General features: G+C 61.3%; 12 protein-coding genes. 7 read left to right on the top strand and 5 right to left on the bottom strand.

From position 1 onward, the window contains the following. Window positions 1–20: 20 nt before the first annotated feature. The 6 genes from infB to ACYCCG_RS23390 all read left to right on the top strand — a co-directional run bounded on the left by infB (window position 21) and on the right by ACYCCG_RS23390 (window position 7,368). Complete coding sequence (gene infB, locus ACYCCG_RS23415) at window positions 21–2,549, top strand: translation initiation factor IF-2 (RefSeq protein ID WP_176685375.1); 2,529 nt, start codon at window positions 21–23, stop codon at window positions 2,547–2,549. A 116-nt stretch (window positions 2,550–2,665) separates the two neighbouring features. Continuing rightward, window positions 2,666–3,064, top strand: coding sequence for a 30S ribosome-binding factor RbfA (gene rbfA, locus ACYCCG_RS23410; RefSeq protein ID WP_252460792.1), 399 nt, complete (start codon window positions 2,666–2,668; stop codon window positions 3,062–3,064). Between the two features lie 3 nt (window positions 3,065–3,067). Beyond that, the gene (truB, locus tag ACYCCG_RS23405; protein ID WP_003249968.1) at window positions 3,068–3,985 is read left to right on the top strand and encodes a tRNA pseudouridine(55) synthase TruB; all 918 of its coding nucleotides are present in this window, start codon (window positions 3,068–3,070) and stop codon (window positions 3,983–3,985) included. Between the two features lie 147 nt (window positions 3,986–4,132). Continuing rightward, entirely contained in the window at window positions 4,133–4,402 is a 270-nt protein-coding gene (gene rpsO / locus ACYCCG_RS23400) for a 30S ribosomal protein S15 (RefSeq protein ID WP_003249971.1), read from the top strand. Between the two features lie 250 nt (window positions 4,403–4,652). Further along, complete coding sequence (gene pnp, locus ACYCCG_RS23395; RefSeq protein ID WP_014859357.1) at window positions 4,653–6,758, top strand: polyribonucleotide nucleotidyltransferase; 2,106 nt, start codon at window positions 4,653–4,655, stop codon at window positions 6,756–6,758. Window positions 6,759–7,017: 259 nt separating this feature from the next. Beyond that, on the top strand, window positions 7,018–7,368 hold the full coding sequence (locus tag ACYCCG_RS23390) for a BON domain-containing protein (protein WP_021784324.1): 351 nt from the start codon (window positions 7,018–7,020) through the stop codon (window positions 7,366–7,368). Window positions 7,369–7,443: 75 nt separating this feature from the next. On the opposite strand, the gene ACYCCG_RS23385 is transcribed toward ACYCCG_RS23390, so the two are convergent. Beyond that, complete coding sequence (locus ACYCCG_RS23385) at window positions 7,444–7,746, bottom strand: putative quinol monooxygenase (RefSeq protein WP_209963397.1); 303 nt, start codon at window positions 7,744–7,746, stop codon at window positions 7,444–7,446. A gap of 60 nt (window positions 7,747–7,806) precedes the next feature. Here ACYCCG_RS23385 and ACYCCG_RS23380 point away from each other — a divergent pair, with 60 nt between their 5' ends. Beyond that, a complete protein-coding gene (locus ACYCCG_RS23380) occupies window positions 7,807–8,220 on the top strand; it encodes a VOC family protein (protein WP_010955354.1) in 414 nt (137 codons plus the stop codon). A 121-nt stretch (window positions 8,221–8,341) separates the two neighbouring features. Here ACYCCG_RS23380 and ACYCCG_RS23375 read toward each other — a convergent pair whose 3' ends face one another. The 4 genes from ACYCCG_RS23375 to pgi form a co-directional block, all read right to left on the bottom strand. Further along, window positions 8,342–11,278, bottom strand: a complete 2,937-nt coding sequence (locus tag ACYCCG_RS23375; protein WP_459671933.1) for a DUF748 domain-containing protein — start codon at window positions 11,276–11,278, stop codon at window positions 8,342–8,344. A gap of 79 nt (window positions 11,279–11,357) precedes the next feature. Continuing rightward, a complete protein-coding gene (locus ACYCCG_RS23370; RefSeq protein ID WP_176685372.1) occupies window positions 11,358–12,227 on the bottom strand; it encodes an oxygenase MpaB family protein in 870 nt (289 codons plus the stop codon). 42 nt (window positions 12,228–12,269) lie between these two features. Continuing rightward, a complete protein-coding gene (gene acs, locus ACYCCG_RS23365; protein WP_459671931.1) occupies window positions 12,270–14,204 on the bottom strand; it encodes an acetate--CoA ligase in 1,935 nt (644 codons plus the stop codon). Window positions 14,205–14,384: 180 nt separating this feature from the next. Beyond that, entirely contained in the window at window positions 14,385–16,049 is a 1,665-nt protein-coding gene (pgi, locus tag ACYCCG_RS23360; RefSeq protein ID WP_176685370.1) for a glucose-6-phosphate isomerase, read from the bottom strand. Window positions 16,050–16,160 lie beyond the last annotated feature (111 nt).

The following is a 16,160-nucleotide window of genomic DNA, read 5'->3' as shown; positions in this document are numbered from 1 at the left end:
CGGCCTGAGGAGAGAAGTGCATGACGCAAGTCACGGTGAAAGAACTGGCCCAAGAGGTCGAGGCACCGGTAGAGCGCCTGCTGCAGCAGATGCGTGAGGCAGGTCTGCCGCACACCGACGCCGGTCAGGTAGTGACCGACAATGAGAAGCAGACCCTGCTGACTCATTTGAAAAGCAGCCACAAGAGCAAGGCGGAAGAGCCGCGCAAGATTACCTTGCAGCGCAAAACCACCAGCACCCTGCGTGTCGCCGGTAGCAAAAGCATCAGCGTAGAAGTACGCAAGAAGAAAGTTTTCGTTCAGCGCAGCCCTGAAGAAATCCAGGCTGAGCAGAAGCGTGAGCAAGATGAGCGCCGTGCGGCTGAAAATGCCGCTCGCGACAAGGTCGAGGCCGAAGTTCGCCAGCGCAATGAAGAGCAGGCTCGCCGTCAGGCCGCCGGTACCGCTGCAGCCGCCCCTGCGCCTGCCGCCAAGCCAGAGCCGGCGCCTGCCGCTGCTCCGGCCCCGGTAGTCGCAGACGCCCCGGCTTCTGAAGACGCCGCAGCCCGTGCTGCCGAGCGCAAGAAAGACGAGACCCGTCGCAACGAAAGCCGTACCCGTGATGACGACCGTCGTCGTGGCGAGGCGCCTCGCGTGTCGATCAAGGTCAAGGTCAAGGAGAAGGAAAAAGCGCCGACTCCGCGTGCCGCTCCCCGCACTACCGACGAAGAGAGCGATGGCGCTCGTCGTGGTCGTGGTGGCAAGAGCAAGCTGAAAAAGCGTAACCAGCATGGCTTCCAGAACCCGACCGGCCCTGTCATCCGTGACGTGACCATCGGCGAGACCATCACGGTCTCCGAGCTGGCCAACCAGATGTCCGTCAAAGGCGCTGAAGTGGTCAAGTTCATGTTCAAGATGGGCACCCCGGTCACCATCAACCAGGTGCTCGACCAGGAAACCGCTCAGTTGATCGCCGAAGAGCTGGGCCACAAGGTCACGCTGGTCAGCGACACCGCCCTGGAAGACTCCCTGGCCGAATCGCTGAAGTTCGAAGGCCAGACCGAGTCGCGTGCGCCGGTGGTTACCGTCATGGGTCACGTTGACCATGGTAAGACCTCGCTGCTCGACTACATCCGTCGTGCCAAGGTTGCCGCTGGCGAAGCCGGTGGTATTACCCAGCACATCGGTGCCTACCACGTGGAAACCGACCGCGGCATGGTCACCTTCCTCGATACCCCAGGTCACGCTGCGTTTACCCAGATGCGTGCCCGTGGTGCCAAGGCGACCGACATCGTCATCCTGGTGGTGGCGGCGGACGACGGTGTGATGCCACAAACCCGCGAAGCCGTTCAGCATGCCAAGGCAGCCGGTGTTCCGCTGGTCGTTGCGGTGAACAAGATCGACAAGCCAGGTGCTGACCTCGATCGCATCCGTAACGAGCTGTCCGTCGAAGGCGTTACCTCTGAGGACTGGGGTGGTGACACGCCGTTCGTCAAGGTTTCGGCGAAGATGGGTACCGGTGTCGACGAGCTGCTCGAAGCCGTGCTGCTGCAGGCCGAGATCCTCGAGCTGACCGCTACCCCGACCGCCCCAGGTCGTGGCGTGGTCGTCGAATCGCGCCTGGACAAGGGCCGTGGCCCGGTGGCGACCATCCTGGTTCAGGACGGTACCCTGCGTCAGGGCGACATGGTCCTGTGCGGTTCCAACTATGGCCGCGTACGCGCCATGCTCGACGAGAACGGCAAGCCTGTGAAGGAAGCCGGCCCGTCGATCCCGGTCGAAATCCTCGGCCTGGACGGTACTCCGGAAGCCGGTGACGAGCTGTCCGTGGTTGCCGACGAGAAGAAAGCCCGTGAAGTTGCCCTGTTCCGTCAAGGCAAGTACCGCGAGGTCAAGCTGGCCCGTGCTCACGCCGGCAAGCTGGAAAACATCTTCGAGACCATGGGTCAGGAAGAGAAGAAAACCCTCAACATCGTTCTCAAGACCGATGTGCGTGGTTCTCTTGAAGCGCTGCAGGGTTCGCTCGGCGGCCTGGGCAACGACGAAGTGCAAGTGCGCGTGATTGGTGGTGGCGTCGGTGGTATCACCGAGAGCGATGCCAACCTGGCGCTGGCTTCGAATGCAGTACTGTTCGGCTTCAACGTGCGTGCCGATGCCGGTGCGCGCAAGATCGTCGAGCAGGAAGGTCTGGATATGCGTTACTACAACGTGATCTACGACATCATCGAAGACGTCAAGAAGGCCCTGACCGGCATGCTCGGCAGCGATGTTCGCGAGAACATCCTGGGTGTCGCCGAAGTACGTGACGTGTTCCGTTCGCCGAAGTTCGGCGCCATCGCTGGCTGTATGGTCATCGAGGGTACCGTGTACCGCAACCGTCCGATCCGCGTACTGCGTGATGACGTTGTGATCTTCGAAGGCGAGCTGGAATCGCTGCGTCGCTTCAAGGACGATGCTTCCGAAGTCCGTTCGGGCATGGAGTGCGGTATTGGCGTCAAGAGCTACAACGACGTCAAGGTCGGCGACAAGATCGAAGTCTTCGAGAAAGTCCAGGTGGCTCGTACCCTTTAAGGGCGAGCGAGCCGCAAGCGCCTGCTACAGGGCGGCTTGCGGTACCTCTTCAGGTAGCGCCCGGTCAGGCATTCGTCTGTCCGGGCGTTTGCCGCTTTAAGTTACAGGTAGCAAGAATGGCCAAAGAATATAGCCGTACCCAACGTATTGGCGATCAGATGCAGCGCGAGCTGGCCGAGCTGATCCGTCGCGAAGTCAAGGACCCGCGTGTCGGTCTGGTGACCATCACCGCCGTGGACGTAAGCCGTGACCTGGGCCATGCCAAGGTGTTCATCACCGTCATGGGCGAGGAAACCCCGGATGCCGTGCAGCAGTCGCTCAAGGCATTGAACAGTGCTGCCAGCTTCCTGCGGCTGCACCTGGGGCGTTCGATGCAACTGCGCAGCGTGCCGCAACTGCACTTCCATTTCGATGAAAGTGTCAGCCGTGGTGTGCACCTGTCGGCGCTGATCGAGCGTGCAGTGGCCGAAGACCGCCTGCACAAGGAAGCCGACGAGTCGGACACCAAGGAGTAAGTGGTGGCCCAGGTCAAACGTATCCGCCGCAATGTCAGCGGCATCATCCTGCTCGACAAGCCGCTGGGCTTCACTTCCAATGCCGCCTTGCAGAAGGTGCGTTGGCTGCTCAACGCGGAAAAGGCCGGCCACACCGGTAGCCTCGACCCGCTGGCGACCGGCGTGTTGCCGCTGTGCTTCGGTGAAGCGACCAAGTTTTCGCAGTACTTGCTCGATTCCGACAAGGGCTACGAAACCGTCATGCAGATGGGGCAGACTACCAACACCGGCGATGCCGAGGGTGAGGTGCTGCAGACCCGCGACGTGACCGTTGGTCGCGCCGACATCGAGGCGCTGCTGCCACGTTTTCGCGGCCCGATCAGCCAGATACCGCCGATGTACTCGGCGCTCAAGCGTGATGGCCAGCCGTTGTACAAACTGGCACGTGCAGGAGAGGTAGTGGAGCGCGAGGCGCGTTCTGTTACTATTAACCGCTTGGAGTTGCTCGAGTGCGAAGGCACCCGTGCACGGCTGAGCGTAGGATGCAGCAAAGGTACCTATATCCGCACGCTGGTGGAGGATATCGGTGAAGCCCTTGGTTGCGGCGCCTATGTCGCCGAGCTGCGCAGGACCCAGGCAGGGCCCTTTGCGCTGGCACAGACGGTCACCCTCGAGGAACTCGAACAGGCCCACGCCGAAGGTGGCAACGAAGCGCTCGACCGCTTCCTGATGCCATCGGACAGCGGGCTGCAGGACTGGCCGTTGGTCAGCCTGTCGGAACACAGTGCGTTCTACTGGCTGCATGGGCAGGCGGTACGCGCGCCGGACGCGCCACAATTTGGCATGGTCCGGGTACAGGATCACAATGCGCGCTTCATCGGTATCGGTGAAGTGAGCGAAGACGGGCGCATTGCGCCGCGTCGGCTGATTCGGTCGGAATGACCGAAACCGCGGGGCCAGGCAGTTGCCGAGCCCCACGGCATCAAGGGTGGCTGTCAGTAGGCACGGTCACACCTTTTTTATTAATACAGGGATTTGTCCCTGGCCTATTGGACCCCGCATGCGGGATCCGTTATCAGGAGAAGCCAAATGGCCCTCAGCGTTGAAGAAAAAGCTCAGATCGTTGCCGAATATCAGCAAGCCGCCGGCGATACCGGTAGCCCGGAAGTGCAGGTTGCTCTGCTGACCGCCAACATCAACAAGCTGCAAGGCCACTTCAAGGCCAACGATAAAGACCACCACTCCCGTCGTGGTCTGATCCGTATGGTCAACCAGCGTCGTAAGCTGCTGGATTACCTGAAGGGCAAAGACACCACTCGTTACAGCGCCCTGATCGGTCGCCTGGGCCTGCGTCGCTAATAGCGGCCTGGTCAGTGGTGTGCGTGGGGTGTCGCAGGCTTCGGCAGGGCTGTTTTGCAGCGCTGCCGTTGGACATGCCACGCGTATCTCCGAGGTTGGCAGCCTGGCTATGCTGAGCGGTTTTTCCGCTTGGTGCCAGGCTCCCAGCCTCGTGTTGTATCTGGACGGTCAATGGGGCCGATTCCCCGTTCTGCCCAAGAATTCGCAAGAAACCAGTTCCCCCAAGAGCCACTGAAAAAGGTAGGAAACCGTGAACCCGGTAATCAAGACTTTCCAGTTCGGTCAATCGACCGTCACTCTCGAAACGGGCCGTATTGCCCGTCAGGCAACCGGCGCCGTGCTGGTTACCGTCGACAACGACGTCACCGTGCTGGTGACTGTGGTAGGCGCCAAACAGGCTGATCCAGGCAAGGGTTTCTTCCCGCTGTCGGTTCACTACCAGGAAAAGACCTACGCCGCTGGCAAGATCCCAGGTGGCTTCTTCAAGCGTGAAGGCCGTCCTTCCGAGAAAGAGACGCTGACCTCGCGCCTGATCGACCGTCCGATCCGTCCGCTGTTCCCGGAAGGCTTCATGAACGAAGTGCAGGTCGTCTGCACCGTGGTTTCCACCAGCAAGAAGACTGATCCGGACATCGCTGCGATGATCGGTACCTCGGCTGCCCTGGCCATTTCCGGTATTCCGTTCGAAGGCCCGATCGGCGCTGCCCGCGTTGCCTTCCACGAAAGCACTGGCTACCTGCTGAACCCGACCTACGAGCAGCTGGCTGCCTCGAGCCTGGACATGGTCGTTGCCGGTACCTCCGATGCTGTACTGATGGTTGAGTCGGAAGCTCAAGAGCTGACCGAAGACCAGATGCTGGGTGCCGTACTGTTCGCCCACGACGAATTCCAGGCTGTTATCCAGGCTGTCAAAGAGCTGGCTGCCGAAGCTGGCAAGCCGACTTGGGACTGGAAACCTGCCGTTGCCAACACCGAGCTGTTCAATGCTATCCGCGCCGAGTTCGGCGAAGCGGTTTCGCAGGGTTACACCATCACCGTCAAGGCCGACCGCTACGCGCGTCTGGGTGAGCTGCGTGACCAGGCGGTTGCCAAGTTCTCCGGTGAAGAAGGCCAGCCTTCGGCTTCCGAAGTAAAAGACATCTTCGGCGAAATCGAATACCGCACCGTTCGCGAAAACATCGTCAACGGCAAGCCTCGTATCGACGGCCGCGACACCAAGACTGTACGCCCGCTGAACATCGAAGTGGGTGTGCTGCCAAAAACTCACGGTTCGGCACTGTTCACCCGTGGCGAAACCCAGGCCCTGGTCGTTGCGACCCTGGGTACTGCCCGTGATGCCCAGTTGCTGGACACCCTCGAAGGCGAGAAGAAAGACCCCTTCATGCTGCACTACAACTTCCCACCGTTCTCGGTAGGTGAGTGTGGCCGCATGGGCGGTGCTGGCCGTCGCGAAATCGGCCACGGCCGTCTGGCCCGCCGTTCGGTTCAGGCCATGCTGCCTGCTGCTGACGTGTTCCCGTACACCATCCGCGTGGTTTCGGAAATCACCGAATCCAACGGCTCCAGCTCCATGGCTTCGGTCTGCGGTGCATCCCTGGCCCTGATGGACGCCGGTGTACCGATGAAGGCGCCGGTTGCCGGTATCGCCATGGGCCTGGTCAAGGAAGGCGACAAGTTCGCAGTCCTGACTGACATCCTGGGTGACGAAGACCACCTGGGCGACATGGACTTCAAGGTAGCCGGTACCGCCAAAGGCGTCACCGCGCTGCAGATGGACATCAAGATCAACGGCATCACCGAAGAGATCATGGAAATCGCCCTGGGCCAAGCCCTGGAAGCGCGCCTGAACATCCTCGGCCAGATGAACCAGATCATTGGCCAGTCGCGTACCGAACTGTCGGCCAACGCCCCGACCATGATCGCGATGAAGATCGACACGGACAAGATCCGCGACGTCATCGGTAAAGGCGGCGCCACCATTCGCGCCATTTGTGAAGAGACCAAGGCTTCGATCGACATCGAAGACGACGGCTCCATCAAGATCTTCGGCGAAACCAAGGAAGCGGCAGATGCTGCCAAGCAGCGCATCCTGGGCATCACCGCTGAGGCCGAGATCGGCAAGATCTACGTCGGCAAGGTTGAGCGCATTGTCGACTTCGGCGCCTTCGTCAACATCCTGCCTGGCAAGGACGGCCTGGTGCACATCTCCATGCTGAGCGATGCTCGCGTCGAGAAAGTCACCGACATCCTGAAAGAAGGCCAGGAAGTCGAAGTGTTGGTACTGGACGTGGACAACCGCGGCCGTATCAAGCTTTCGATCAAGGACGTTGCTGCGGCCAAGGCCTCGGGCGTCTAAGCGACACACGCTACAGAGAAAGGGCCCTTCGGGGCCTTTTTTCATGGGCGACGGGAACCTTTTGCGGACTTGCATCTTGCATGCAGGTTTACCGCGCTGATTGCAAAATGCACGACCATCGAAGTGATGGTTGTTTGCTAACTGATTGATTTAAAAGGAAATAATAGAAGTGGCAAAGCTGGCACAGCCCGTGCAACTACCTTCATACCTGCCGCCAGGACATACGGCGCAGACCTTTCGAAAAACAGGAGTGACCCACATGAAGAAGTTCGCCATTGCTGCCGCTACTGCTACCGCTCTGACCCTGACCATGGCTAACGGTGCATTCGCCGCTGAGCCAACCCAGGCTCCAGTCATGTTGGCGGCCAACACCGTTGACAACGCCAAGCAAGAGGGCTCCGACACTTGGATCACTACCAAGGTCAAAGCTGACCTGCTGACTGAAAAAGGTATCCCAGGCAGCGACATCAAAGTCGAGACCAGCCAAGGTGTTGTGTCCCTGTCTTCTGACGTGAAGGTTACCGAATCGCAGAAAGAAGAAGCGGTACGCATCACCAAGAACATCAAAGGCGTCAAGAGCGTGATGTCTGACGGCCTGAAAGCCGAATAAGGAATGTCCCGTCGGCCAAATGGATTTGGCCACCTCCATCAAAGCCCTGGCCCGTGCCAGGGCTTTGTCTTGCGCTCAATACACCGGGTTGCGCGCGATCACATCGCTTTCGAAGCATTCCTGCTCAAGGATCAGCGGTTCCACCAATGGCCGGCTGTCGCGAAAGTGCGCGGTCTGGGTATGCGCTTCATACGCAGCATCATCGCGGTAGATTTCGTAGAGATAGATCAGCTCCGGGTCGACCCGATCCTGCGACACATCGAACACCAGGCAGCCTGGCTCACTCGCCACGGAAGCTGCGGCATTGACTTTGATTGCACTCAGGAACGCGTCGGCGCATCCAGGTTTCACTCGGGTCTTGATGAACAGGCTATACACAAAGGGCTCCTTTTGTTTTAAATTCAATAATGAATTGTATACAAAAGTGGAGCTCCGCAAATGTCCGAATTGCCTGCACGCCCTGGCCGCCTGAATGGCCTGCGCCACATCGCCCTGCTGGTGCCCAACCTGGAGGAGTGTGAACGCTTCTACGTCGATGTGCTGGGTATGGAAGTGCTGAATCGCGCCAATGAGGACCTGGTGTACCTCACCTGCGGTAACGATAACCTGTCGCTTGGGCGTGGGGCAGGAGCGGCCAACGGGTTACAGACCCTGGATCACTATGGATTCATTGTCGACAGCGTGGAGGAGTTGGAAGCCTGGTACCAGTACTTCAAGGCTCATGGCGTGACCTTGCTCGACCGACCGTTCAATCACGGTGACGGCGCACGCAGCTTCCACCTGTTGGACCCGGCGGGAAACAAGGTTCAACCGCTGTATCACCCGGCGGTGTCGGGGCAGCGGTTGGTTTGAAACCCGTGCTGGCCTCTTCGCGAGCACGCCCGCTCCCATAGGTATTGCGCAGGTCCGAGGTTGTGCGCCATCTCTGTGGGAGCGGGCGTGCCCGCGAAGAGGCCAGGCCTGGCACAGGGGATTACTCGGCATCCAGGTGCATCGGCGTAATCACCCGCCCATCGCTTTCAGGCTGGCCCAGGCTGGTATCGATGAAATACACCCGGTCATCTTCCAGCTTGCCCTTGTCCACCAGGTAATCCTTGATACTGCTGGCCCGCTCCTGGCCCAGTGTACGCAGCAAGGCGGTACTCTCAGCCCATGACTTGATCACCGCGTCGCGCAGCTTGGTGGTACGTTCGTCACGGCTCAGTTGCTCCCATTCTGCTGGCGGCTGCTTTTTCAGGCGGGTGCGGTAAATGCCTTCGAGCATCGCGGGCTTGTCGTCGTCGTCGATCACCAGCATCGAGGCATTGGCCGGCACCTTGTCACCCCGTCGCTGTAGGATCTTGTACCAGATAGTCTGGTACTCACGCTCCAGGCGCTTTTGGGCAATCAGCGGGCCATCGCTGGCCTGGGCGCTGGTGCCTTCGATTTCCAGGCGCAGTCCCGGGCGCTCTTTCAGCGCGGATGCCAGCTTGTCCAGGGACGCCTGGGCATCGCCGCTGAGTTCGCTGGAGCCCGGTGCGAACGCCACGTTGCCAAGGTCTTCCGAGCCGCCGCCGCTGATCAGCCCGCCAATGAATTTGAATGGTGCCTGCGCCGCGCGCAGTACCAGGTTGCGCAGGGTTTGCCAAACGATCGGCATCACGCTGAATTGCGGGTTGTTGAGGTCGCCAGACACCGGCAGCTCGATCGAGATCTTGCCCTCGGTATCCTTCAGCAATGCCACCGCCAGGCGGATCGGCAGGTCGACCGCATCCGGGCTGTCGACTTTCTCGCCCAGTTGTAGTTGTTCCACTACTACCTTGTTCTCGGCCTTGAGTTGACCGTTGGTGATCAAGTAGTGCAGGTCCAGATTCAGCCGGCCCTTGCGGATGCGGAAGCCGGCGAACTTGCCGGAGTAGGGGGTCAACGTGGTCAGTTCGACGCGCTTGAAGCTGGTGGCAATGTCCAGACTGGCCAGCGGGTTGAACGGGGTGAGTGCGCCCTTGATGGTAACTGGAGCGTAGCGGTCTACCTTGCCCTTGACGTCGACCTTGGCCGGCAGCGGCTTGCGGTTGTCGATGGTGCCGATCTGGCCATTGAGTTGCTGGATGGCCGTGGCGAAGTTGGGGGTAAGCGACAGGTCGGCAAAGTTGGCCGAGCCGTCCTTGATGTCGATCTGGCCGATGCGAATGCCGAGCAGCTTGCTGTTGCTGGCCGTGGGCGGCTTGGCCTGGCTGCTCGTCGGGGCGCCGGCCGGTTGCGGGATCAGCAGGTCATTGACGTTGGTAGTACGGTCTTCGTTGATGATGAAGCGTGCATAGGGCTGCAGCAGGGTCACCTTGTCGATCGACAGTGCATCGCCGTGCACGTAGGACAAGCCGTCCACGTTCACCTGCTGCCATTTGACGAAGTCGCGGCTCTTGATGGTGTCAAGCGTATGCAACTGGCTGACCTGCGCCTTGCCGGTAACATTGAAGGCCAGCGGCTCGGTGTTCTTCAGGTCGACCTTGAGGTCGCTGGAGAGCATGCCGCTGCGCAGCTCCAGCAGGATGAACGGGCTGATGTAGGCCTGGGCCACACGCAGGTCGATGTCGCGGGTGCTCACATCCAGCTTTGCCCATATCGGTGCCAGGTTGACCTGGCCTGCGGCCTGCAGCTTGCCTTGCTTGCCCACACCAGTGTCGAGTTTGACGGTGAAGGGCGACTGGTTGAGGCTGTCGAAACCTTGCAGGTCGGCGTTGAGGGGGCCAATGTCCAACGCTACCGGTTCCTTCTGGCTGCGATCTGCCAGGTGCACCAGGTAATTGCGCAACTGCACGTCCTTGAGCAGCACTTGCCAGGGTTTGCTTGGCTCCTTGGCAGCTTTCTCTTCAGGCGTAGGTTCTGCGGCAGCCGGCTCGGCCTTTTCCTTCGGCGTGGCCTTGGCGGGTTGGCTGGCGAACAGCTTCTGCCAGTCGAGCTGGCCGTCTTTTTCCAGCGCCGCCCAGGTTTCGAGTTTTTCGCTGCGGACCTTGCCCACGGTGACCTGCTGTTTGACCAGATCAATGGAAGTTTCGCTAACCGCCAGGCTGGCCAGGCGTGCCAACGGTCGGCCATCCGGTGCCTTGATGGCGAATGGCGCGATGTGTACGGAAGCGTTATCCAGCAGCAGCTCGGTCTGTTTGGCGAGGTTGAGCGTGTAATGCGTATCGAGGTTGAACACGCCGTCTTCCAGCACCAGAGGCACGGCATCGCGCACATAGGGCCAGAACAGCTTCATCTTGCCGTCAGTGACCTTCAGTGTGCCTTCGGAGGCGATCGGCGACAGGCTCAGGGTGCCCTTCCAGTCGATGCGTCCGCCGTTGGGGCCGCTGGCCACCAAGGTCATGTCGGCGCTGTCGTTGGGCAGGGTGCTGAGGTTTTTCAGCTCCAGACTCATGTTGTCGTAGAGAAACTCGATCGGCTCGCTGGGACGCAGGTCCTCGAAGTGCAGGTAGCCTTCGACGAGCTTGATGCTGCCAATACGTAGCGGGAACGGGTCGCTGGGCGGTTCTTCGGGTTTGGCTTCGCTGGCCGGTAGTTTGAACAACCCGGTCAGGTTGAGGGTACCGTCCTTGGCGAACCGCACTTCGTTGCGCGGTTTGTCGAGTTCCACCGCTTCCAGATGCAGGGCTTTGGTCCACAGGCTGTCGAGCGAGGCGTTAGCATAAAGACGCTCGAAACCGACCTGCTCCTTGCCCGGCTCGCCGATCTGCAGGCCCCACAGTGTCAACTCGAGGCTGAAGGGGTTGAGTTCGATCCGTTCGAGGTGGGCCGGCACGGTGGCGTATTGGGCCAACTGCTGGTTGGCGATGCGCAGTGCGACACCGGGAAGAATGAGAAAGCCGAGCAGGCTATACAGGGCTACCAGGGCCACGATTGCGCCAGCGGCGCGAGTCAATCCTTTGTACATGTGTCGCTTCGTCTGTCTAAGCAGGAGTGCTTGGAGTATGGCACGTTAAATCAGTTCCGCAGGGGCGACCTTTTTGCGCTCAATCAATGCCCATGCGCCGTTTGGCCCGGTGTGCCGAGCCGTCGCGCATTGCCCAGCGCAGGACCGGCGCGGTGCGTCGCAGGCCCAGGCGGATCAGGCGCTGCTGCAGGGGCCCGTGCTGCAGGCCGAGCATGGCCTGGGCCCAGGCGGGCAGCAAATCGATACCCGCGTGCAGCATCAGTTTGCCAACCGGCTGCGCCAGGCGGCTGGGGGCAGGGGCGTCGAGCAGGATTCGTATCACCTCATGGCTGCGCGCATCACAGTGCAGCTGCGGGCGTATGTGTTGCAGATAGTCTTCAACTTGCTGGCACGAGCGCGGCACGTCACGGGCACCGAGGCGCTCGGCGATCAGGGCGATTTCGTTGTAATAGGCATCCTGCTCGGCGCGTGGCAGGTGTGGGTTGCGGTAACGCAGGTGGGCGGCTAGGAAACTGCTGACCTCCGCTACATGCACCCAGGTCAACAGGTCCGGGTCGCTGGCCGCATAGGGGCGGCCATCTGGTGCCGTGCCGGTGACCTGCAGGTGAATGGTGCGTACTTTGTCGATCAGCCACTCGGCATCGCCAGTGGCCCCGAAGGTGGTGCCGGAAATGAACTGGCTGGTACGGCGCAAGCGGCCGAGCAGGTCTTCACGGAAATTGGAGTGGTCCCACACACCGGCCAGGGCCAGTGGATGCAACAACTGCAGCATCAGCGCACTGATGCCACCGACCAGCATGCTCGGGAAGTCGCCATGTACCCGCCAGCTGATGCTGTGCGGGCCGAACAGGCCGGGGTCGCCCTTGGGCGATTCCAGGTCGAGCTGGCCGAGGGCCAGCCCAGTGAGGCTCATGACCTGGGTTTCGATGCGGCGACGAAGGGCTTCCATGGCGACCTGTTGTGCAGGGCGGCCATGATTGGCGGCCGCCGGTTACTGGTTGAGGCGTTTGTCGATCAGGCCCTGTACCACGCTTGGGTCGGCCAGGGTCGAGGTATCGCCCAGATTCTCCAGCTCGTTGCAGGCGATTTTGCGCAGTATACGCCGCATGATCTTGCCTGAGCGCGTCTTGGGTAGCGCTGGCGCCCACTGAATCAGCTCAGGCTTGGCGAAGCTGCCGATTTCCTTGCTGACCAGGGCCAGCAGCTCGGCCTTGAGTGCGTCATCCGGCGACACGCCATTCATGGTCGTGACGAAGGCGTAGACGCCCTGGCCCTTGAGGTCGTGGGGGTAGCCGACCACCGCGGCTTCGGCCACGCTGTCGTGCAGCACCAGTGCGCTTTCCACTTCAGCGGTGCCGATGCGGTGCCCGGAAACGTTGATCACATCGTCGATGCGCCCGGTGATCCAGTAGTCGCCATCGGCATCGCGGCGGGCACCGTCGCCGGTGAAGTAGTAGCCGGGCAGGGGCTTGAAGTAGGTATCGACCATCCGCTGGTGGTCGCCGTAGACACTGCGGATCTGCCCGGGCCAGCTGGCCTTGATCGCCAGCAGGCCGGCGCCGGGGCCTTCGATCAGTTTGCCTTTTTCATCCAGTAGCACCGGTTGCACGCCGAACATTGGCTGGGTGGCGCAGCCGGGTTTGAGCGACTGCGTGCCGGGCAGTGGGGTGAGCATGATGCCGCCGGTTTCGGTCTGCCACCAGGTATCCACAATCGGGCAGCGCTTCTGCCCGACCTCCTCGAAATACCATTCCCAGGCTTCCGGGTTGATCGGCTCGCCGACGCTGCCCAGCAGGCGCAGGCTTTTGCGCGAGGTGCTCTGCAGCGGCGCAGAGCCCTCGCGCATCAGTGCGCGCAGGGCGGTCGGGGCGGTGTAGAAGATGTTCACCTGGTGCTTGTCCACCACCTGCCAGAAGCGCGAGGTGTCCGGGTAGTTGGGCACGCCTTCGAACATCAGCGAGATTGCGCCATTGGCCAGTGGGCCATAGACGATGTAGCTGTGGCCGGTCACCCAGCCGACGTCGGCGGTGCACCAGAACACCTCCCCGTCACGATAATCGAACACCACCTTGAAGGTCATCGTTGCCTGTAGCAGGTAGCCGCCGGTGGTATGCAGCACCCCTTTGGGTTTGCCGGTGCTGCCGGAGGTGTAGAGAATGAACAGCGGGTCTTCGGCCTCCATCGGCTCAGGAGGGCAGTCGTCGCCGGCGGCCTTCGTCGCTTCGTGGTACCAGAGGTCGCGGCCCTCGGCCCAGGCTACATCGCCGCCAGTGCGCCGCACCACCAATACGCTACTGACCGCTGGGCAGTTGGCCAGGGCCTTGTCGACGTTCTGTTTCAGCGGGATGCGTTTACCGCCACGCACGCCTTCATCGGCGGTGATCACGGTGCGACAGTCGGCATCGAGAATACGGTCACGCAGGGCATCGGGGGAAAAACCGCCGAACACCACCGAGTGGATGGCGCCGATGCGGGTACAGGCGAGCATGGCGAAGGCGGCCTCGGGGATCATTGGCATGTAGATGCACACCCGGTCGCCTTTCTTCACACCGCGCGCTTTCATTGCATTGGCCAGGCGGCAGACCTGACGGTGCAGTTCGCGGTAGGTGATGGCCTTGGCGTCCTGAGGGTCGCCGCCCTCCCACAGCAAGGCCGTTTGCTCGCCGCGCTGGGCCAGATGGCGGTCGATGCAGTTGTAGCTGACGTTGAGCTGCGCACCGTCGAACCAGCGGGCCTTGCCGGTCTTGAGGTCGCATTGCTGTACGCTTGACCAGGGCTTGATCCAGTCCAGGCGTTTGGCTTGTTCTGCCCAGAACGTGTCAGGGGCGTCGACCGACTGGCGGTAGAGGCGGTGGTAGTCGTCGGTGCTGAGGGTGGCAGACTGGCTGACGGCCAGGGCCTGCGGGTAATTGCGGATATCGAACATGGCGGGTGGTCCTGCTCTTTTAAGGGGCGATGGACTGCAACGGCTATTCGATAAGACAGTGTAGCTGGGAGAGGTGTTCAACCTGGGCCGGCCTCTTCGCGGGTAAACCCGCTCCTACGAGGTAATGCATAGTCTCGTAGGAGCGGGTTTACCCGTGAAGAGGCCGGCACAAGCTTCGGATCAACCGCGGTGACGGCCGCGGAAGTAGTTGATCAGGCCCTGGGTGGAACCGTCTTCGGCGCTGTCTTCCAGGCTGCCGACCAGGCGCTGGTAAACGCCCTTGCCCAGTTCCTTGCCCAGCTCAACGCCCCACTGGTCGAACGCGTTGATACCCCATATAACGCTCTGGACGAACACCTTGTGCTCGTACATGGCCACCAGCGCACCCAGGCGGCGCGGGCTGATGCGCTCGACCACCAACGTGTTGCTCGGGCGGTTACCCGGGATCACCTTGTGCGGGGCCAGCTTTTCGATGTCCGTTTCGTTGAGGCCTTTGCCGCGCAATTCGGCTTCGGCTTCCTCGCGGGTCTTGCCCAGCATCAGCGCCTGGCTCTGCGACAGGCAGTTGGCGTACAGCCATTGGTGGTGGTCGGCCACCGGGTTGAAGCTTACCACCGGCACGATGAAGTCGGCCGGAATCAGCTGGGTGCCCTGGTGCAGCAACTGGTGGTAGGCGTGCTGGCCGTTGCAACCCACGCCGCCCCAGATCACCGGCCCGGTGTCGGTCTTCACCGGGGTACCGTCTTGCAGCACGCTCTTGCCGTTGGATTCCATGTCCAACTGCTGCAGGTGCTTGGTGATGTTGCGCAGGTAGTGGTCGTACGGCAGGATCGCGTGGCTGTTCGCGTCCCAGAAGTTGCCATACCACACGCCCAACAGGGCCAGTAGCACCGGCATGTTCTTGTCGAACGGTGCGGTCTGGAAGTGCTGGTCCATGGTGTAGGCACCGGACAGCAGTTCCTTGAAGTTGGCAGTGCCGATGGCCAGGGCGATCGGCAGGCCGATGGCCGACCACAGTGAGTAGCGCCCGCCCACCCAATCCCACATCGGGAAGATGTTTTCTTCGCGGATACCGAACGCTACAGCAGCGGCCTTGTTGCTGGACACTGCAATGAAGTGGCGGTACAGCTCGGCTTCCGAGCCGCCCTGGGCCAGGTACCAGGTCCGCGCGGCCATGGCGTTTTTCAGCGTCTCGAGGGTGTTGAACGACTTCGACGAGACGATGAACAAGGTGGTTTCGGCGCGCAGGTTGGCCGACAGCTCGTGGAACTCACTGCCGTCGATGTTGGCCAGGTAGTGGCAGCGTACGCCGCGCTGGGCGTAGGGTAGCAGCGCTTCGGACACCAGCTCGGGGCCGAGGAACGAACCGCCAATACCAATGTTGACCACGTCGGTGATCGGCTTTTCGCTGTAGCCGCGCCACAGGCCATCGTGAATGCGGCCGACCAGTTCGGTGATCTGGTTGAGCACCTTGTGCACTTCCGGCATGACGTTCACGCCGTTTACATTGAGTTTGTCGCCTACGGGCCGACGCAAGGCGGTGTGCAGCACCGGGCGGCCTTCGGAGGCGTTGATGATCTCACCACCGAACATCGACTTGATGGCGTCCTGCAGGCCCACTTCATTGGCCAGGTTGACCAGCAGATCGCGGCTTTGCTCGGTGATCAGGTTTTTCGAGTAGTCGAGGAACAGGCCGCAAGCGCTAAGGGAAAACTGGTCGAAGCGCTTGGCATCGGCGGCGAAGGCTTCGCGCATGCTGAAGCTTTGCATGGCGTCGCGGTGTTTCTGAAGCGCCTGCCAGGCGGGCAGGGCCGTCACATCGTGGGGTGTACGGTAATACGCCATTGCGCGGGGTTCCCTTGGTGCGTGGTGAGGGCTTGGACACGGCAGCCATTGCCGGGTTCAGGCTGGCATCATTATAGGCAAAGGCCACGCGCTGGGAATGGGTAAGGAAGG

This window comes from Pseudomonas sp. VEM90 (assembly GCF_054611535.1).
This window is presented reverse-complemented; position numbering and strand designations above follow the sequence as displayed.